Source organism: Streptomyces sp. NPDC037126, from assembly GCF_055605965.1.
The window spans coordinates 308,050-327,876 of record NZ_JBVJTD010000002.1 but is presented as its reverse complement, the minus strand read 5'-3'; the positions used below and the strand labels follow the sequence as shown (position 1 = coordinate 327,876).

General features: G+C 70.3%; 14 protein-coding genes and 2 pseudogenes. 9 read left to right on the top strand and 7 right to left on the bottom strand.

Annotated elements, in window-relative coordinates:
* Positions 1-256: 256 nt before the first annotated feature.
* Positions 257-1,432, bottom strand: coding sequence for a glutathione-independent formaldehyde dehydrogenase (locus ACZ7FF_RS06520; protein WP_470810006.1), 1,176 nt, complete (start codon positions 1,430-1,432; stop codon positions 257-259).
* A 297-nt stretch (positions 1,433-1,729) separates the two neighbouring features.
* Complete coding sequence (locus tag ACZ7FF_RS06515; protein WP_470810584.1) at positions 1,730-2,851, bottom strand: hypothetical protein; 1,122 nt, start codon at positions 2,849-2,851, stop codon at positions 1,730-1,732.
* A 269-nt stretch (positions 2,852-3,120) separates the two neighbouring features.
* Between ACZ7FF_RS06515 and uvrA the strand changes: the two genes are divergently transcribed.
* A complete protein-coding gene (uvrA, locus tag ACZ7FF_RS06510; protein WP_470810004.1) occupies positions 3,121-5,589 on the top strand; it encodes an excinuclease ABC subunit UvrA in 2,469 nt (822 codons plus the stop codon).
* 312 nt (positions 5,590-5,901) lie between these two features.
* On the opposite strand, the pseudogene ACZ7FF_RS06505 reads toward uvrA, so the two are convergent.
* Together ACZ7FF_RS06505 and ACZ7FF_RS06500 are read right to left on the bottom strand one after the other, a co-directional pair.
* A pseudogene (locus ACZ7FF_RS06505) lies at positions 5,902-6,300 on the bottom strand (type 1 glutamine amidotransferase domain-containing protein); the annotation flags it as partial.
* 35 nt (positions 6,301-6,335) lie between these two features.
* Entirely contained in the window at positions 6,336-6,785 is a 450-nt protein-coding gene (locus ACZ7FF_RS06500; protein ID WP_356356670.1) for a DUF1931 family protein, read from the bottom strand.
* A gap of 386 nt (positions 6,786-7,171) precedes the next feature.
* Here ACZ7FF_RS06500 and ACZ7FF_RS06495 point away from each other — a divergent pair.
* A pseudogene (locus ACZ7FF_RS06495) lies at positions 7,172-7,357 on the top strand (transposase); the annotation flags it as partial.
* A gap of 20 nt (positions 7,358-7,377) precedes the next feature.
* On the opposite strand, the gene ACZ7FF_RS06490 reads toward ACZ7FF_RS06495, so the two are convergent.
* Positions 7,378-8,223, bottom strand: a complete 846-nt coding sequence (locus ACZ7FF_RS06490; RefSeq protein ID WP_470810003.1) for an aldo/keto reductase — start codon at positions 8,221-8,223, stop codon at positions 7,378-7,380.
* A 102-nt stretch (positions 8,224-8,325) separates the two neighbouring features.
* Positions 8,326-9,645 (bottom strand): MFS transporter, encoded by a 1,320-nt coding sequence (locus ACZ7FF_RS06485; protein ID WP_470810582.1) that lies wholly within the window; start codon positions 9,643-9,645, stop codon positions 8,326-8,328.
* Positions 9,646-9,779: 134 nt separating this feature from the next.
* Here ACZ7FF_RS06485 and ACZ7FF_RS06480 point away from each other — a divergent pair, with 134 nt between their 5' ends.
* The gene (locus tag ACZ7FF_RS06480) at positions 9,780-10,670 is read left to right on the top strand and encodes a LysR family transcriptional regulator (protein ID WP_470810001.1); all 891 of its coding nucleotides are present in this window, start codon (positions 9,780-9,782) and stop codon (positions 10,668-10,670) included.
* Between the two features lie 153 nt (positions 10,671-10,823).
* Here the strand turns inward: ACZ7FF_RS06480 and ACZ7FF_RS06475 are convergent, their stop codons facing one another.
* Positions 10,824-12,605: a PucR family transcriptional regulator gene (locus ACZ7FF_RS06475; protein WP_470809999.1), complete on the bottom strand. Its 1,782-nt coding sequence runs from the start codon at positions 12,603-12,605 to the stop codon at positions 10,824-10,826.
* 275 nt (positions 12,606-12,880) lie between these two features.
* Between ACZ7FF_RS06475 and dnaK the strand changes: the two genes are divergently transcribed.
* The 6 genes from dnaK to trxA are packed head-to-tail and all read left to right on the top strand — an operon-like array spanning position 12,881 to position 19,827.
* Positions 12,881-14,779 (top strand): molecular chaperone DnaK, encoded by a 1,899-nt coding sequence (dnaK, locus tag ACZ7FF_RS06470; RefSeq protein ID WP_470809998.1) that lies wholly within the window; start codon positions 12,881-12,883, stop codon positions 14,777-14,779.
* 8 nt (positions 14,780-14,787) lie between these two features.
* Positions 14,788-15,390: a nucleotide exchange factor GrpE gene (locus tag ACZ7FF_RS06465; protein ID WP_470809997.1), complete on the top strand. Its 603-nt coding sequence runs from the start codon at positions 14,788-14,790 to the stop codon at positions 15,388-15,390.
* A gap of 6 nt (positions 15,391-15,396) precedes the next feature.
* Positions 15,397-16,350, top strand: coding sequence for a DnaJ C-terminal domain-containing protein (locus ACZ7FF_RS06460; protein ID WP_397655744.1), 954 nt, complete (start codon positions 15,397-15,399; stop codon positions 16,348-16,350).
* Positions 16,347-16,754 (top strand): chaperone modulator CbpM, encoded by a 408-nt coding sequence (locus ACZ7FF_RS06455; RefSeq protein WP_470809995.1) that lies wholly within the window; start codon positions 16,347-16,349, stop codon positions 16,752-16,754. The genes ACZ7FF_RS06460 and ACZ7FF_RS06455 overlap by 4 nt, the downstream gene beginning before the upstream one ends.
* The gene (gene clpB / locus ACZ7FF_RS06450; protein ID WP_470809994.1) at positions 16,745-19,384 is read left to right on the top strand and encodes an ATP-dependent chaperone ClpB; all 2,640 of its coding nucleotides are present in this window, start codon (positions 16,745-16,747) and stop codon (positions 19,382-19,384) included. The genes ACZ7FF_RS06455 and clpB overlap by 10 nt, the downstream gene beginning before the upstream one ends.
* Positions 19,381-19,827, top strand: a complete 447-nt coding sequence (trxA, locus tag ACZ7FF_RS06445; RefSeq protein WP_470809992.1) for a thioredoxin — start codon at positions 19,381-19,383, stop codon at positions 19,825-19,827. Before clpB ends, trxA begins: the two co-directional genes overlap by 4 nt.

Here is a 19,827-nt window from a genome sequence, read left to right as displayed (position 1 = left end):
GGCAACCGTCGGGCAAGGAAGCCTCCCACACGGCCCGCTGGCTGGCTGGCGGCCGCAGCCGCTGGGCGGGGCGCCACTGCGGACACTGCTGAGCGTCCGCCGTCCGTCCTCCGGGCCGGCGCGCGGGCAGTCGTTGTTGGTTCAGGGCCGGCTGGTACGCGGCGATAGCCCCCAGCCCCGTCCGGCGGACGGGCAGATCGCCACCCGTCCCCCGGGCCGGTGCGGAGGAACAGGTGGCACGGCGGCCCCGAGTCTCCTACCGCTTGTGGCCGTTCCTGTGTCCGTTCGGATGCAGGACCACCTTGGTCCAGCCCTCGTCACGGACGTCGAAGTGCTCGTAGGCGGTGGGGGCCTCGTCCAGGCTGAGCTCGTGGGAGACGACGAAACTCGGCTTCGCCTTCCCGCCGGCGATCAGGTCCCGCAGCGCCCGGTTGTACTTCTTCACCGGCGCCTGCCCGGTCCCCATGCGCTGGCCCTTGAACCACATCATGCCGAAGTCGATCGGGACCTTGCCCTGGGCTTCCAGCTCCCCCTGGGCCTCCGCGCCCCCGGGGTCCTGGGGCAGGAACACGCCCACCACTCCGATGTCGCCCGTGAACCTGACCGAGTCGATCAGACCGTTGAGCGTGAGGCTGGCGTCCTCGTGTCCCTGGGGGTCGTGTGCCTGGTAGCCGACACATTCGCAGCCGTTGTCGGCGCCCAGACCGAGGGTGGCCTCCTTGACGACCTCCGCCGGGTTCTGCTCGGCGGTGTTGATCGGGATGGCCCCGATCTCCTCCGCCTTGCGCAGCCGGTCGGGCTGGTGGTCGGCCGTCCAGACGCGCCCGGCGCCCTTGAGGAGGGCGGAGTAGGTCGCCATCAGCCCGACGGGACCGGCCCCGAAGACGATGGTCTGGTCCCCCGGTTTGACATGGGCCATCTCGGTGGCGTGATAGCCGGTCGGGAAGATGTCGGCGAGCATCACGTAGTCGGTCTGCCGCTCGGCGGCGTCCTCGCCCAGACGCAGCGCGTTGAAGTCGCCGTAGGGCACGCGCAGCAGCTCCGCCTGGCCGCCCTGGTAGGGGCCCATGTCGGCGAATCCGTAGGCGGCTCCGGCGAGGGCCGGTTCCGGCTGCATGGTCAGGCAGTAGTTGGTCAGACCCTGCTCGCACTGTTTGCAGAAGCCGCAGGCGATGTTGAAGGGCAGGACCACGTACTCGCCCACCTGGACCTTGCGGACGGCCGAGCCGACCTCCACCACCTGGCCCATGTTCTCGTGTCCCAGGGTGCGGCCGGACTCGAACGAGGTACGGCCCTCGTACATGTGCAGGTCCGAACCGCAGATGTTGGTGGCGGTGATCTTGACGATGATGTCGCAGGGGTGTTCGATCTTCGCGTCCGGTACGTCCTTCACTGTGACCGTTCGCGGTCCTTCGTATACCGCTGCTTTCATGGTGCTTTTCCTTGATGTCGCGGCATGGTGGTGATGGAAAGGGCGCAAAGAGCCTGGCTCTCGGAAGTGCTGCGACGGGGTCCGGGGCTCCGGCACGCCTCTGAGGGCCGTTCACCTGGATCAGCTGGAACGGTCATTTGCCGCCGGTCCGCCCGGCGGAGCTTCGGCGCTCCGGCGGCGTTGCGTCCGGGTCCCCGTCGGACGCCGAGGCGAAACAGTTACGCACCGACCGATCAGCGGAATCTCCGGACCGTGACGACCACCAACCGACGGCACATCCCCGACTGAGGTCACCAGCTAGTCACCGTGGTCGTCCTGCAGCGCGCTGCGACGCTCCTGTTCGCGCTTGGAGTAGGCGGCTGCCCGGATCGCCTCGTCGCTCTCCAAGCCCGATCCCAGCGCGCCGCCCACCGTGGCGACCGAAGCGACGAACCATGACAACGTCCAGTACTGCGTGGCATGCAGCGGGGTTCGTGCCATGGAGGCGAACACTCGGTCGTTGAGGATGAACAGCGCCCACACCAGGTTGATGACCACCAAACCCACGTAGCAGACGATCACCCCGATACCCACGGTCACGATCGTCGAGGCGTTGTAGAGAGCCGCCCTCTTCCTCGCCTCCGGCGAAATCTCATCCGTTCGATGCCACAGGCTCGCGTCCACGATCAGCCAGCCGATCATGAGAGCGACAGACCCGACCATGGCGATCACTAGGCGTGGCGTGCTCAGGGAGGTGGCCAGGTTCCAGATGGTGGAGTTCACGGTGGCGACTGCTCCCGTGGCGAGTGCGGCCGCCAGGGCTTTCGACAAGCCCGGCACCAAACGCCACGGCCGGTTGGCGCGGACCATTCCGAGGAGCACCCTCAAGTAACCGCGCGGCCCAGTGACGACGTACCGCAGGTCGGCGATCTCCTCCTCACTCACCTGGCTCGGATGGATGGGGGCGAGACGACCGGTGAAGGGCCCCCGCAGCGGCTGGCTTCCCGAAGGCCCCTCAGGTCCGGTGGCCTGGGGGCCCACCAGACTGAGCACGGCTTCTTCCACGGCCTGCCGGGCCCTGGTCTGCAGCCGGAAGCCCCCCAGCGTGGGAAGAGACAGCAGGGCCAAGCCGTGTTCGTGACTCAGATCCACCACGAGCTTGCGCCCATGTGAGTGCAGCGGAAGGTCGGTGAGGGCCACGACGATGTCCCAGTTCCCCTCAGTTCCGCGGTCCATGATCCGGCGCGTCAATGTGGACAGGTCCTCGGTCCCTGCAGTGAAGGGCTCACTGACCACCTCGACGTCGAACCGTCGTCCCGAGCCCGACTTGTCGGCGAGCCGATCAGGAAGTGTCAGGGCCATGCGCTGCGCGATCTCCGTGGGCGCGTCCGGATCGGCCAGGAGAGTCACGACCGTAACGCCCTGAGACGACACGCGTATGACTCCTTCTCGTCGGCTGCTCCCGCGATCGCACGTGCCCACAGGATGCCCCCGGGGTAACGCCGACGCCGCGTGACACGCTGGCCTCTGCCGGCAGGTGCAGGCGGTACGGTCAGATCTCCTCGTCCTCTCCGTGCGGGAGTTGCTCCACCGTGGGCGGTGCTGGGGCCGTTGTTGCCGAAGCCGCGATTCGCTGGACGCTGGTGTGAGCGGGGCCCGGTGACGGCGCCTGTCGCGCGGTTCCCGGCGTGATCAGGTAATCAGGAACGGTGAACAAGGACGCGACCGACCCCTTCGTGCATGTCCGGGGCGCTGGTGAGAACAACCTGCGGAACGTCGATGTCGACGTTCCGCGGGACGCGATGGTCGTCTTCACCGGCGTCTCGGGTTCGGGCAAGTCCTCGCTCGCGTTCGGCACGCTCTACGCGGAGGCCCAGCGGCGCTACTTCGAGTCCGTGGCGCCGTACGCCCGAAGGCTGTTGCAACAGGTCGGCGCACCGCACGTGCAGGAGATCACCGGACTGCCACCGGCCGTGGCCCTGCAGCAGCGACGCGGGTCGCCCGGCTCGCGCTCGACGGTCGGCACCCTCACCACGCTGTCCAATCTGCTGCGCATGCTGTACTCCCGCGCCGGCACCTATCCGCCTCGGGCCGCACGGCTGGAAGCCGAGTCGTTCTCCCCCAACACCGCGGCCGGCGCCTGCCCGGAGTGCCATGGACTGGGCGTCGTGCACGACGTCGCCGAGGACCTGCTCGTGCCGGACCCCTCGCTGAGCATCCGCGAGGGGGCGATCGCCGCGTGGCCGGGCGCCTGGCAGGGCGCCAACCTGCGCAGTGTCGTGAGCGGCCTGGGGATCGACATCGACCGGCCGTGGCGCCGGCTCAGGAAGAAGGACCGGGACTGGCTGCTGTACACGGACGAGCAGCCCTTGGTGTACATCGAGCCGGAGGAGGACCGCGTCGACTACGGCTATCAGGGCAAGTTCTGGAGCGCCCGCAAGCACGTCATGCACGTCCTCGCCGACTCCAAGAGCGAGAAGATGCGCGAACGGGCGCTCCGGTTCGTCAGGAGTGTGCCCTGCCCCGCCTGTCACGGCAGCGGACTGCGGCCCGAGGCGCTCGCCGTGACCTTCGCCGGGCGTTCCATCGCGGAGATCAACGCGATGCCGCTCACCGAGGTCGTGGCGCTGCTGCGGCCCGTCGCGGGGCGGTCCGAGGCCGATGCCACCACGTCGACCGCCCGATCCGGGGAGACGACCGAGGTCGCGGTCCGGATCTGCGGCGATCTGGTCGCGCGGATCGACGTGCTGCTCGACCTGGGCCTGGGATATCTCAGCCTCGGCCGCCGCTCGACGACCCTGTCACCGGGCGAGGCGCAGCGCCTGCGGATCGCCACCCAGCTGCGCTCGGGGCTGTTCGGCGTCGTCTACGTCCTCGACGAGCCTTCCGCGGGCCTGCACCCGGCTGACGCGGAACCACTGCTGGAGGTGCTGGACCGCCTCAAGGCGGCGGGCAACTCGCTGTTCGTCGTGGAGCACGACATGGACGTCGTACGACGGGCGGACTGGGTGGTCGACATCGGCCCCGGTGCGGGCGAGGGTGGCGGACGCGTGCTGTACAGCGGCCCGGTCACCGGTCTTGAGCGGGTCGGGGAGTCGGCCACGAGCCGGTACCTGTTCGGGCGCGCCCAGCCGCTCGATCACCGCCCGCGCACCCCGCACGGCTGGCTGCACCTGCGCGGCGTCTCCCGCCACAACCTGCACGACGTGTCCGTCGACGTACCGCTGTGCGTACTGACGGCGGTGACGGGCGTGTCCGGCTCCGGGAAGTCGACGCTGGTGACGCAGGTGCTCGCCGAGGTCCTCCGCGGCCACCTCGGACTCGCACCCGAGGAGCCCGACGAGGCGCAGTTGGAGGTCGACGTCCAGGACGCGTCGGGGGTCGAGTCGTTCGACCGGCTGGTCCGGGTCGACCAGCGGCCCATCGGCCGAACGCCCCGGTCCAACCTGGCCACGTACACCGGGATGTTCGACGCGGTGCGCAAGCTGTACGCGGCGACGGACGAAGCCAGGGCGCGCGGCTATTCGGCCGGGCGGTTCTCCTTCAACGTGCCCGAAGGGCGGTGCGAGACCTGCCAGGGCGAAGGATTCGTCGCGGTCGAACTGCTGTTCCTGCCCGGCACCTACGCGCCGTGCCCGACCTGCGAAGGCGCCCGGTACAACGCCGAAACGCTGGAAGTCACCTACCGCGGCAAGAACATCGCGGAAGTACTGGGGCTGTCGGTCGACGCCGCCGCCACGTTCCTGTCCGCCGTCCCGGCGGCCTCCCGCAGTCTGGAGACGTTGCGCGAGGTGGGACTGGGGTACCTGCGGCTGGGCCAGCCCGCGACGGAACTCAGCGGCGGTGAGGCCCAGCGCATCAAACTGGCCACCGAACTGCAGCGAGCCCGGCGCGGGCACGCGCTCTACCTGCTCGACGAGCCGACGGCGGGACTGCACCCCTCGGACATCGCGCTGCTGCTGCGACAGCTGCACCGGCTCGTCGACGCCGGCAACACGGTCGTCCTCGTCGAGCACGACCTGGACACGATCGCCACCGCCGACTGGGTCATCGACCTCGGTCCGGGCGGCGGCGACGCGGGCGGGCGGGTGGTCGCGACGGGCCCGCCGGCCAAGGTGGCGAGGGCCCGCCGCAGCGTCACCGCGCCCTATCTCGCGGCCCGGCTCGCGCGCTCCTGACGACACCGCGAGCGGCTGAGTACCGGTCAGCCGGCTTCGGGGCGCGAAGTCGCGCGCGTCGCGATGCCGCGTTCCAGCTTGTGGCGGATATTGCCCTCGAGGTGTCCCGTCTGGCCCGTGCCACGATGAGTTCGGCGACGTGGCGCATCTTGATATTCACATGGGCGTGCCGGCATTCGACGGCGGCGCGATGCTACGGACAGCGGCCGTACGGAGGCCACCACCCCGGCTGACCGGCCCGTGGGGGGTGGGGAGCGTGCCCACCTCCACCTTGCACCGCCTGCTCCCACCGCCTGCGACAAGGCCGCCGGGTCAGCCGGGCATGGGGTGGTGCGCCCGGGCGAACTGCTCCACGAGGGCGACGCAGAAGGCGGGCAGGTCGGCCGGGCCGCGGCTGGTGACCAGCTGCCCGTCGACGACCACCTCCTGGTCGGCGACGACCTCCGCGCCGGCGTTGCGAAGGTCGGTGCGGATGCTGGGCCAGGACGTCAGGCGGCGACCGCGCACGGCGTCGGCTTCCGCCAGGGTCCACGCGCCGTGGCAGATCGATGCGACCGGTTTCCCGCTGGCCATGAAGTCCTTGACGAACTGCACCGCGTCGCGGTCCATGCGTAGCTGGTCCGGGTTCATGGTGCCGCCGGGCAGGAGCAGGGCGTGGTAGTCGTCGACGGAGGCGTCGGCGACCATGCGGTCTACGGGGAAGGTTCCGGCCGAGACGAGTCCGGCGAGATGCACCGGGGCGCGAGCTACAGCAGCCGGTCGAACACCGCGGTAACGCCCTCCCAGTGACTGGTCTGCGGGTTCTTGACATCCGGATACATGATTTTGAACGTTTCGGCGAGAGCGACGCTGAGGCCGCCGATGATCTCGGGGTAGCGCTCTTCGGCCTCCTGAGTGGGTGTCCTGTCGAGGGGAGGGTGCGCGGCGAGCTGTTCAAGGATCGGCTTCAGCTCGACCTCCTCGTCGAGCCGCCGGAACCGGTGGATGCTCTCCTGGAGGCCCTTGGTGATCGGCAGATCCCACGGTTCGACGGTGTCCCTGCCGTTGGCCTTGGCCGACGCCTGGCCGACGACGAGGAGGTCGTAGAGCTTGGCGTCGACGAAATCGCCGTACCGCTTCAGGTCGTTCCTGTCCACGTCGAGGCTTGCGGCGGCGCGGAAGAACCTCTCGAACTTCGACACACCCATCACGGTCATGCCTCTCGCCTCCTCACCGGGAACGGACGGCGCCGTTCGCTCCCGCCCGCGCCGCCATCGGCTGTTACCCGGTCGAGATTCGCAGAGCCCCCTGCTGAGCGCCTCCGCACTCCAGGCCGAAAAAGGGCGCCCCCTCTTCCCCTGGCAGAGCAGCATGAAGCGCCCGGACATCCCTCGGCCAGCCGTGCGGCCGTCCGTCCGCAGGAGGTCGCACGGCGTTTATATACGCGAAGCTGGGCCAACCACTCCCCGCATGAGCAGGCAAAGTATGGCGCCGGCCTCTTGGGGTCCGAAGCTCGAGGACGGCTGGCGGGCGGTGTCCTGCGGACGTGAGCGTGCGGACCTCGTGCGCCCGGGCCCCGGGGTGCGCAGGGTGCCACGCGCTCATGTCCTCGGAGGCCGATGCCCTCTGCAAGCCGAACGCGGGCAGGTCAGCGAGGAACACGTCAACCACCGCAACGGCTATCGCCCGCTCGAGTGGGGCACGGGCCGGGACGATCGAGCTGGCCATTCACAAGCCGCGCCAGGGCAGTTACTTCCCGCCCTGGCTGCTGGAGAGGCGTCGCAGGGGGCGCGCCACCCTGGCAATCCTTCAGAGCATCTCCAGGGGCGTGGGCCCGTTGGGCGGCGGGAACGCCTCGTTGAGAGCGTCGAGCGCCTCGGTAGGAAGGTGGAGGTCAACCGCGCCGCGGTTCTCCCGAACGTGGTCGGGTGATCCGGAACGCGGGATCGCGGCCACCCCCTGTTCCAGCACCCAGGCGAGTGCCACCTGGGCCGGCGTGGCTCCGAGGGCCCGGGCCACGGCACCTGAAGCGTCGGCCTTCAGCAGCCGTCCCTGCTCGATCGGGGAGTAGGCCATGACCGTCACCCCGGCCTCGCGGCACCAGGGGAGCAGATCCCACTCGATGCCGCGCCGGGAGAGGTTGTACAGCACCTGGTCGACGGCCACGGCGTCGCCATCGGGGAGGGTGGTCAGTTCGGCCATGTCGGTGACGTCCAGATTGCTCACGCCCCAGTAACGGATCTTCTCCGCCTCCATCAGGTCGGTGAATCCCGCAAGGGTCTCCTCGAGTGGCCACTGTCCCCGCCAGTGCAGCAGGTACAGGTCCAGCCGTTCCGTACGGAGCCGCCGCAGGCTGCCCTCGCAGGCGGCGACGGTGCCCTTCCGGTCGGCGTGGCCGGGCAGCACCTTGCTGACGAGGAAGACCTCTTCCCGGCGTCCCCGGAGGGCCTCCCCGACGAGTTCCTCGGCTGCGCCGTCGCCGTACATCTCCGCCGTGTCGACGACGGTCATGCCCAGGTCCACGCCCAGCCGCAGCGCGGCGATCTCCTGTTCACGCCGGGCCGGGTCCTCGCCCAGGTACCAGGTGCCCTGCCCGAGCGCCGCGATCTCCTCACCGGAGGGGAGCGCGACCGTTCTGGCCGATTCCGCAGACATCTCGGGCCTCCCGTCTGCCGCGGGTCCGCGTTACGCGTGCCCGCACCGGGTGCCCAGGTCCGCGCCTCCCAGACAACCGGTGTCGCATGCGCCGCAGGGGGGTCAGGAGGGGCGAGCGGACTGCGTCGAGGACTTGCCGGGACCGGGTCCGCGGTCGCGCAACGCGACGGCGACCGACACGACGGCGCCGCAGGAGAGGACCGCCGCGAAGCCGATCATCGCGGTCTGCACGGCGAAGTGCCGCAGGGCGATGCTGAACAGGACGGAGGGCAGGCCCATTCCCAGGTACGCGACGACGAAGAACACGGCGAGGACCCCCGCGCGTGAGGCGGGCTCGGCCACGGAGACGGCACGTTCGACGCCTCCCTTGAACAGCAGCCCGGAGCCGGCCCCCGACAGGGACACGGCGACCAGGTAGAGCCAGAGCGCCGGGTGGTAGAGCGCGACGGCGCACAGGACCAGGCCGACCGGGAAGGCCACTGCCCCCACGGTTAGGAGCCGGGGCAGTGGGAGGCGGCCCAGCACCAGCTGGGCGGCCGCCGCGGAGCCGAACATGAGGAAGGCCGCCAGGCCGACCACGAGGTGCGAGTCGGTGTGCAGGGTGCTGTGGAGCACGCTCGCCCCGAGGGAGGAGATCAGGCCGAGGATCGCGAAGGCGAAGGCGCCCAACGCGCCGGCCGCGCAGAACGTCCGCTGGCCGCCGGGGCGCAGGACGAACCTGCTGGGCGGTTCGGCCGCGGGCAGCTCCAGGTCCACGGTCTCAGGGGTGGACAAGACCAGCACGAGGCACACTGCCATGGCGAGCGTGAAGATCGCCTGGGTGGTGATCAGGGGCGTGGGAAGCCATTCGGCGGCGGCTCCGGCGACCAGGGGCCCTGAGGCCAGGCCGCCGAGGTTGGCGGCGGTGGCCACGATGCCGGGCAGCACCGAACCCCTTGGTTGCGGACGGGCCTCTTGGTGGAGGTCGTGCAGGTACGTCGTCGCGGTCGAGGCCATCAGCCCCAGTCCGACACCGTTCAGGATCCTGCCCGTGATCAGCCCCGGCAGGTCCCGCCACACGATCAGTACGACCGACGCGACGATGCCGACCAGCAGCGCCGGGACGATGATGCGTCGCCGGCCGAGCCGGTCCGACAGGTGGCCCAGTCCGAGGAAGGCGGCCGCTGCGCCCACGACCATCGAGGCGTACGCCACCGTGACCGTGGTCGCGCCGAAGTGGTCCCGGGCCTCGTACAGCGGCCACAGCGGGGTCGGCGCCGTGCCGAAGGCCATCAGCACGGTGAAGGCCACCGCGACGAACCAGAAGCCGGTCGTGTGCGAGGCGCGGCGCCGGGCGGGGGCGCGGGGCGGCAGGCCGGCGGGAGCGGGTGCTGGGATCCGGTGGGTCGGGTCGTCGGGAGCGTCGGCTGTGGGACGGCTCAGCGGCGTCGGAACGGCAGGCAGGGGTACCCCTCCTCGGGCGGAAGTGGATGGTGCTTTCCATCCTCCTCACCAGCCAGGATCAGTGCCAACGAATGTTTTTGCTGAGCTCGAGCAGTGCGAGTGATACTTCTCGTGTGGAGCTACGTCAGCTGGAGCACTTCGTCGCGGTTGCCGAGGAGCTGAGTTTCACGCGTGCCGCACGTCGGCTGCACGTGGTGCAGTCGGGGGTGTCCGCCGCGATCCGCTCCCTGGAGCGCGAGCTCGGCTGCGCGCTGTTCGAGCGCACGTCGCAGCAGGTCCGGCTCACCGGGGCGGGCGCGGCGCTGCTGCCGGAGGCGCGGGCCACCCTGCAAGCCGCCCAGGCGGCCCAGGACGCCGTGCGCGAGGCACAGGGCACGCTGCGCGGCACGGTGAACGTGGGCGCCATGGCCTCGGTCGAGGTGGTGGACCTGCCTGCGCTTCTCGGGCAGCTGCACGCGCGGCATCCGTCGATCGACGTCCGGCTGCGGCTGGCGACGACCGGCTCGGCGGGACTGGCGCACGCGTTGCTCAGCGGCGACCTGGACGTGGCCTTCCTGTCGCTGCCCGAACGCAAGCCCGCCGGGATCGACGCGCGGGAGCTGGCCACCGTGTCGCTCGTCCTGGTGGTGGGCGCCGCTCATCCGCTCGCGCAGCGGGGGGAGGTGGCACTTGCGGATCTCGCGGAGGAGCCCTTCGTGGACTTCCCGCCCGGTTACGGCAACCGCGAGGTGGTCGACCGGGCGTTCGCGGCGGCGGGCGTCGTACGCCGGGTGGCACTGGAGGTGCCGGACATCGACATGGGGGCGGCACTGGTCCGGCACGGTCTGGGCATCGCCTTCCTGCCCGCGTTCGCCGTTGCCCGCACCCCCGGCCTGCACGTCCTGGACGTCCACGACACCAGGCTCCGCTGGAGCATGCATCTCGGCACGTCGTCGACCCGGCGGCCCAGCTCGGCCCTGGGTGCGCTGCTCGACCTGGTCGACCTCCACGTCATCGCCCTGTGAGGCCCGGGCCGCGGCCCGGACGTCAGCCGTCGGTGGTGTCCGGCCCCCTGCGTGCGCCTCGCTCCCGCCGCGACATCTGCCGGCATCCGCTGACGCTCCCGCTGCCCGCCCAACTGCTGCTGACACCGCTCGCGCAATATCTCCAGTGACCCATCAGCCCGGTGCGCCCAGCACGATCCTCCACACTCGGGTCGCCACCTGGAGGTTCAGCCGGTGCTCGACGTTCGCGAGGTCGTGGCCGCTGATGTCGCGGATGCGCTGGAGCCGATAGCGCAGCGTGCTGCGGTGGATCGCGAGGGAGTCGGCGGTCTCGTCGTAGTTGCCGCCGCAGTCGAAGTACCGGGACAGGGTCTCCACCATGGCCGCGTGGTGCCGGGTGTCGTAGTCGATGAGCTGTCCGAGGTACTGGTCGACGAACGTCTCCAGTTCCCGGTAATCGTTGCCGGGCCCCAGGATGCGGTAGAGGCCGAGCTCGTCGAAGAACGTCGTGCCGTAGCGCTCGCGGGAGTGGCGGCGCACGTCCAGGGCGCGCTGCGCCTCCTGGTAGTGGTGGGGGATGTCGTTCGGGGAGTCGGAAGGGGCGCTCACCCCGATCGTCCCGGACCGTGTTCCGGTCGCCCGCGCGAGCTCCTCGTACAACGCGCGGGCGTGCGGCCTGTCGCCGGTGATGAGGACGACGTGGTCGGAGCGGCGGGTCAGCAGCGAGCGCATGCCCATCGTAACGGCCGCCCGACTCACGGTCTGCGCGAAAGAATCGTCGGCGGTCCGGTTCGACCACTGCACCACGACGACGTAGTGGCTGCCGTGGAGGTCGTGTCCGACTGCCTCGGACCGGGCGTAGGCGCTCGGCTCGTCCGTCCCTGCCAGGAGGTCGTCGGCCAGCTCGCGGTGCAGCCTCAGCTCCACTTCGGCCAGATTGCGCAGGTGCGTCAGCTCCAGGGCGAGCGACGCGGCGGCGAACCCAAGCGCGAGTACGGTGTGCTCGTCGGCCTCGTCCCGGGCATCGACCAGGCCCAGCACGCCCAGGATCTCGCCGTGCGAACGGATCAAGGTGATCAGCCGGTCCCTTATCCGCACCGGCCCGGTCTCTTTGGCGACGGCGTGCAGCATTTCGTCCTGGCGCACGGGGTCCGGTTCGGGATAGGGGATGGGGCGGTTGGGGCCGGTCCAGGACCTCAGCCGACCGAAGCGGTCCTCGACCAGCGCGGGAAGTCCAGTGAGCCCGTGCAGTGCGCGGGTGACAGCTTCGTCGCCGCCGCCGGAGGCAGCGACGTCGGCCATGAGAGCGTGAACGGCTCGCTCGTAGCCCAGCTCAGCCACCACAGAGATCAGCTGCCGCTGGAAGGCTGTGCATTCCTCCCTGAGCCGACGCAGCTCCAGCGCGTCCTCGCGTTGGCGGCGGTGTGCGAAGGCGACTGACAGTGCAGCAGCGGTGTGCCGGATGAGCAGGGCGAGCAGGGATCGCTCGACCTTGGTGGGCCGGGAGCGGGACGTGACCACGAGGTAGCCGTGGAGTACCCCAGGTCCGCGTAGCCCCAGGGCCCGGCCCCAGGGCCTGCCGGGTACGGTCACCTTGCCGTCCTGCCCGGCCAGCTCCCGCACCCTCCGGCCCACGGCCAAGGCATGCGTTCGCCCGTTCCACGGGCTGGGGACCAGGTCGCCGCCCACCTCGAGGTATCCGGCCTCGGCGCTGTATGGCCCCGCGGCGACAACGTGATCCATGGCCAGGCGCAGGATCTCGCCTTCGTCCGGAGCGTCGGACTGGGCGCGGGAGAGCACGACCAGTTCGTGGAGGGCATGGTCGGCTGGGGTGCGAACGGGCGGGCGGGGACCCCTGCGCGTGGCCGTGGGGTGTCGCCCGACGCTGCCCCGCAGAAGGCTGCCCTTTCGGTCGGAGTAGCGGTGGTGCGGGCTGTATGCCCGAATGCCGACCATGGGATCACTCCGTCCCTCGGAGGAGAGCGGCTTTCGCGTACCCGCTCCCGGGCCGGCTACCCGCAGACGGGTGGGTTCCTTGTCTCGTACTCGTGGGGCGACCGGACCCGTGCATTCCTGACTCTTCAGGCGCAGGCGTGGAGCCACCCGGTTCGTCACCCTGGGGAGTGCTCGAGACTCTCCGTGCGCACCGGTGGGAAACCGGCCGCCCACCTCTATCTGAACGAACGTGATCCGGAGAGTCGACGAAGGCGCTGCACCGGGAGGAGTTCCTCATGGCCAAGGCAGTGGGCATCGACCTGGGCACCACCAACTCGGTGATCGCCGTGTGGGAGGGCGGCGAGCCGTCCGTCGTGCCCAACAGTGAGGGCAACCGCACGACACCGTCCGTGGTGGCCTTCACGGACACCGGGGAACGTCTGGTGGGCCAGCTGGCCCGGCGCCAGGCGATCCTCAACCCCAAGGGCACCATCTACTCGGCCAAGCGGTTCATCGGCCGGCACTTCGACGAGATCTCCGACGAGGCCAGGGCGGTGGCGTACGACGTCGTCGAGGGCGACGGCGGGGCGGCCCGTTTCAAGGTGCGCGACAAGCTGTACGCGCCTGAGGAGATCAGCGCACAGGTGCTGCGCAAACTCGCCGACGACGCGTCCAAGCAGCTGGGGGAGCGGGTCACGGAGGCGGTCATCACGGTGCCCGCCTACTTCAACGACGCTCAGCGCACCGCCACCAAGGACGCCGGACGAATCGCCGGACTGGAGGTGCTGCGGATCATCAACGAGCCGACGGCGGCCGCCCTCGCGTACGGCATGGACAAGAAGGAGCACGAGACCGTCCTCGTCTTCGACCTGGGCGGCGGCACCTTCGACGTGAGCATCCTCGACGTCGGCGACGGCGTGGTGGAGGTGCGCTCCACCGCCGGTGACAGCCACCTGGGCGGCGACGACTTCGACCGGCGTCTGGTGGACTACCTGGCGGACGACTTCCAGAAGGAGAACGGCATCGACCTGCGCAAGGACCCGCAGGCGCTGCAACGACTGTTCGAGGCGGCGGAGAAGGCCAAGACCGAGCTCAGTTCGGTGACGCAGACGCAGGTCAGCCTGCCGTTCATCACCGCCGACGCCGCGGGCCCCAAGCACCTCACCGACTCGATCATGCGGTCCACTTTCGAGCAGATCACCGGCGACCTGGTGGAGCGTTGCCTCGGACCGGTGCAGCAGGCGATGGCCGACGCGAAGGTCGGCGAGAACGACATCGACGAGGTCATCCTCGTCGGCGGTTCCACCCGCATCCCCGCCGTCCAGGCTCTGGTCCGCCGGCTGACCGGCGGCAAGGACCCCAACATGAGCGTCAACCCCGACGAGGTCGTGGCCCTGGGCGCCGCGATCCAGGCCGGGGTGCTCAAGGGCGAGGTCAAGGACGTCCTGCTGCTCGACGTCACACCCTTGTCGCTGGGCGTGGAGACGCGCGGCGGAGTGATGACGAAGATCATCGAGCGAAACACCACCATCCCGGTGCGCCGCAGCGAGACCTTCTCCACCGCCGAGGACAACCAGCCGGCCGTCGATGTGGTGGTCCTCCAGGGCGAGCGCGAGCGGGCCGCCGACAACCGGGTGCTGGGCCGGTTCCAGCTCACCGACATCCGGCCGGCGCCGCGGGGCGAACCACAGATCGAGGTCACCTTCGACATCGACGCCAACGGCATCCTCAACGTCAAGGCCCGCGACCGGGACACCGGCAAGGAACAGGGCATCACCATCAGCGAGAGCTCCAACCTGGACCGCAGTGAGGTCGAACGCATGGTCCAGGAGGCCGAGCGCAACCGGGGCGAGGACCAGGCACTCCGCGAGGCCGTCGACGCCCGCAACGAACTCGATGCCGTCGCGTACCAGGTCGAGAAGCGTCTCGCCGAACTGGGCGACGCGGCGCCCGCGCACGAGAAGGCACGCGCTGAGATGCTCGTGTCCGACGCCCGGGCCGCGGTCAAGGAGGAGGCGGGCGTGGAGCGCGTGCGGCCTCTGGCCTCCGAACTCCAGCAGGTGCTCGCCGGGCTGGCGGCCCATCAGGGCGCCGTCACGGGCGGCGGTCCCGGCCAGGACGCCGCCACCGATGGTCCCACGAGCGACGGTGGCGGTGACGATGATGTCATCGACGCCGAGTTCGACAAGGGCTGAGGCGCGCCATGCCCACCCACCCCCAGGAACCCGACCGGGCCGCGTCGGATCCGGGCGCACCGGAAGGCGCCGGACCTGCTCCTCGCGGGGATTTGCCCCAACCGGGCCCGCCCCGGCCCGAAGCGGCGAACGGCGAACCGGGGCCCGATGCCGCCGGCCCCGCGCCTGCCGAGGACGAGTACACGACCGCGATCCAGGAACTCGAGGACCGCTGGCGGCGCGCGCTCGCCGACCTCGACAACCTTCGCAAGCGTCACGCCAGGGAGCTGGAGCGCGAACGGGCGGTCGAGCGGTCCCGCACGGCGGCCGCCTTCCTGCCCGTCCTCGACAACCTCGAACTCGCCCTGACCCATGCCGGCGCCGATCCGGGCGCGATCGTGGAGGGCGTCCGGGCCGTACGCGACCAGGCGGTGAACGTCCTCGAACTGCTCGGCTACCCGCGGCACGCGGAGAGCGGTGTCGCCTTCGACCCGGCCCGGCACGAGGTGGTCGGTGTCGTCCAGGACCCCGACGCCCCACCGGGCACGGTCGTCGAGGTGCTGCGCCCCGGCTTCGGGGACGGCGAGCGGCAGCTCAGGCCGGCCGCCGTGACCGTCGCCAAACGGGAGTGACCGGCGATGGCACGGGACTTCTACGAGGTGCTGGGCGTGTCGCGGACCGCGAGCCAGGACGAGATCCAGCAGGCATATCGCAAACTCGCCCGTAAGTACCACCCCGACGTCAACAAGGACCCCGGGGCGGAGGAACGCTTCAAGGACCTCAACGAGGCATACAGCGTCCTGTCCGATCCCAAGACCCGGGCCCGCTACGACCGCTTCGGCGAGGACTTCCGCAAGATCCCTGAGGACTTCGACGAACGGGTCGCGGCCGGAGCGGGCGGCGGCTTCCGCGGTCGCAGGACCGCAGGCGCGGGCGGCCCTCGCGTCCGGTACACCACCGGCTTCGGCGATGACTTCGGAGCGGAGGGCATCGACATCGAGGACCTGCTCGGCTCCATGTTCGGAGCCGGCGCCGCCCGAGGCGGCGTCCCCGGAGCGGACCAGGAGGCCGAACTGCCGCTCACTGTCGAGGAGGCGTACCGAGGCGGCCGTCGCACCGTCACACTCGCCGGCCCCACCGGGCAGCCGCGACGGTACGAGGTCGACGTGCCGCCGGGCGTCACCGACGGGCAGCGCATCCGGCTGGCGGGTGAGGGTGGCCAGGGCAGTGGTGACGCAGCCGCGGGCGACCTGTACCTGCGGGTGCGTATCCAGCCCCACCCCCGGTTCCGGCTGGACGGCCGTGACGTGCACGTCCAGGTCCCGGTCGCCCCGTGGGAGGCGGCCCTGGGTGCGACCGTGCCGGTGCCCACGCCCGGCGGCGGCACGGCGAAGGTCACGGTGCCCGCGGGCTCGTCCAGCGGCCGGCGGCTGCGGTTGCGCGGCGAGGGCATGCCGAACCCGCGGGGGGCGAACGGCGACCTGTACGCCGAACTCCGTGTCATGGTGCCTCCCGCCCTCGGCGACCGGGAGCGCGAACTGTTCGAGGAGCTCGCCGCCACTTCCTCGTTCGACCCCAGGAGGACGCGATGAACGACCGACCCGCGGGAGCGGGAGGCATCGGCCGAGCCGGCGTGAGCGGCCGTCCGGGACGAACGGGCGCCGACCTCACCGCCTCGACGGCTGTCCGGTACGCGCTCGTGCCCGTCCCCAGGCTCTCCCTGGCCGCCGTGGCCCTTCGCTCGGGCCTCCACCCCGATCTGATCCGCCGGTTCGTCGCCCTCGGCCTGATCGACGCCGAACGCGACTCCGCCGGGCGACTGGTGTTCGACCCCACGGCCCCGGCGGTTCTCGCCCGTATCCAGCGGCTGCGCACCGGACTCTGCCTCAATTACGCATCCATCGGTCTGGTGCTCGACCTGCTCGACCGCATCAGCCTGCTCGAAGCCGCCCTGCGCGGCCGCGGCACGAGGAGTGAAACACCCCCATGGACATGAACCGTCTCACCCAGAAGTCGCAGGAAGCCCTGCAGGAGGCCCAGAGCGCGGCCGTCGGCATGGGGCACACCGAGGTCGACGCGGAACACCTGCTGCTCGCGCTTCTCGATCAGGAGGACGGTCTGATCCCGCGGTTGCTGCAACAGGCCGGCACCGAGCCGAAGGAGCTGCGCGCGGCCGTGCGCGAGGAACTCTCCCGCCGCCCGAAGGTCACCGGTCCCGGCGCGGCACCCGGCCAGGTCTTCGTCACTCAGCGCCTGTCCCGCCTGCTCGATGCCGCCGAGCGGGAGGCCAAACGCCTCAAGGACGAGTACGTGTCCGTGGAGCACCTCCTGCTCGCCCTTGCCGAGGAGGGGTCGGCGACCGCCGCCGGACGCCTGCTCAAGGAGCACGGTGTGACCCGGGATTCGTTCCTGAGCGCGCTCACCCAGGTCCGCGGCAACCAGCGGGTCACCTCCGCCAACCCCGAAGTGGCCTATGAGGCTCTGGAGAAGTACGGCCGCGACCTGGTCCTCGAGGCTCGGTCCGGACGGCTGGACCCGGTCATCGGCCGTGATGCGGAGATCCGCCGCGTCACCCAGATCCTCAGCCGCAAGACCAAGAACAACCCCGTCCTCATCGGCGAACCCGGCGTCGGCAAGACCGCCATCGTCGAGGGCCTGGCCCAGCGCATCGTTCGCGGCGACGTCCCCGAGGGCCTGCGCGACAAGACGGTGTTCGCTCTCGACATGGGCTCACTGGTCGCCGGCGCCAAGTACCGGGGCGAGTTCGAGGAACGCCTCAAGGCCGTGCTGTCCGAGGTGAAGGCCGCGCAGGGGCGCATCCTGCTCTTCGTCGACGAACTCCACACCGTCGTAGGCGCGGGTGCCGCCGAAGGGGCCATGGACGCGGGCAACATGCTCAAGCCGATGCTCGCCCGCGGCGAACTCCACATGATCGGCGCCACCACCCTCGACGAGTACCGCAAGCACATCGAGAAGGACGCCGCCCTCGAACGCCGCTTCCAGCAGGTGCTGGTCGACGAGCCGAGCGTGGAGGACACCATCTCCATCCTGCGCGGACTGCGCGAACGTCTGGAGGTCTTCCACGGCGTGAAGATCCAGGACACAGCACTGGTCTCCGCGGCCACCCTCAGCCACCGCTACATCACCGACCGGTTCCTGCCCGACAAGGCCATCGACCTCGTCGACGAGGCGTGCGCCCGGCTGCGTACCGAGATCGACTCGATGCCCGCCGAACTCGACGAGATCACCCGCCGCGTCACCCGCCTGGAGATCGAGGAGGCGGCCCTGTCCAAGGAGACCGACGCCGCCAGCAAAGCCCGTCTTGAGGAGCTGCGCAGGGAACTGGCCGACCTACGCGGCGAGGCCGACGCCAAACACGCCCAGTGGGAGGCCGAACGGCAGGCCATCCGCCGCGTGCAGGAACTACGCCAGGAACTGGAGCAGGTCCGTCACGAGGCGGAGGAGGCCGAACGCGCCTACGACCTCAACCGCGCCGCCGAACTCCGCTACGGCCGCCTCCAGGACCTGGAGCGCCGGCTGAAGGCCGAAGAGGAGCAACTGGCCGCCAAACAGGGGCAGAACCGGCTGCTGCGCGAGGTTGTCACCGAGGAGGAGATCGCCGAGATCGTCGCCGCCTGGACCGGCATCCCCGTCGCCCGTCTCCAGGAGGGCGAACGCGAGAAACTGCTGCGCCTCGACGAGATCCTGCGCGAGCGCGTCATCGGCCAGGACGAGGCCGTCAAACTCGTCGCCGACGCCATCATCCGCGCCCGCTCCGGCATCCGCGACCCGCGCCGCCCCATCGGCTCGTTCATCTTCCTCGGTCCCACCGGCGTCGGGAAGACCGAGCTGGCCAAGACCCTCGCGGCGGCCCTGTTCGACTCCGAGGAGAACATGGTCCGCCTCGACATGAGTGAGTACCAGGAGCGGCACACCGTCAGCCGGCTCATGGGCGCACCACCCGGATACGTCGGCTATGAGGAAGGCGGCCAGCTCACCGAGGCCGTACGCCGCAAGCCGTACTCGGTCGTGCTGTTCGACGAGATCGAGAAGGCGCACACCGATGTCTTCAACACCCTGCTGCAGGTCCTCGACGACGGCCGCATCACCGACTCCCAGGGCCGCACCGTCGACTTCCGCAACACCGTGATCATCATGACCTCCAACATCGGTTCCGAGCACCTCCTCGACGGCGCCACCGCCGAAGGTGAGATCAAGCCCGACGCCCGCGCCCTGGTGATGGGCGAGCTGCGCGGGCACTTCCGCCCGGAGTTCCTCAACCGCGTCGACGACATCGTGCTGTTCAAACCGCTCGGCGAGCGGCAGATCGAGCGGATCGTGGAGCTGCAGTTCGACGAGCTGCGCCGCCGACTCGCCGAACGTCGTATTACCGTCGAACTCACCGAAGCAGCCAGGGAGTTGATCGCCCACCAGGGCTATGACCCGGTGTACGGTGCCCGGCCGCTGCGCCGCTACATCTCCCACGAGGTCGAGACGATGGTCGGGCGCGCCCTGCTGCGCGGTGACGTCCAGGACGGCGCGACGGTCCGCGTCGACTCCGAACATGGAGAGCTGGTGGTCACCTACGACCAGCCCGAGGACGTGAAGGGAGCGCGGGCGGCATGAGCACGATGCAGGCGACGACCGTCAGTTGTCCCCACTGCGGGCGCACCAACCGGGTGCCCGTGGCCGCGGAGGGCCGCCCCAAGTGCGGCCACTGCAAGCAGCCCCTTCCGTGGATGGTGGACGCGGGCGACGACGACTTCGCCGAGGTCGCCGAGCGGGCCGATGTCCCCGTCGTGGTCGACCTGTGGGCCCCCTGGTGCGGCCCCTGCCGCATGGTCAGTCCCGCACTGGAGAAGGTCGCCACCGATCTCGCCGGCCGAATCAAACTCGTCAAGGTCGACGTCGACAAGAACCCGCGACTGTCGCAGCGTTTCGAGGTCCAGGCCGTACCGACACTGCTGATCCTCGACCAGGGCGAGACAGTCGCCCGGCAGGCGGGGGCGGCGCCCGCCCCCGCTCTTCGCCGGTGGGTGGAACAGTCGATCACCGCCCGGAAAGGGTGA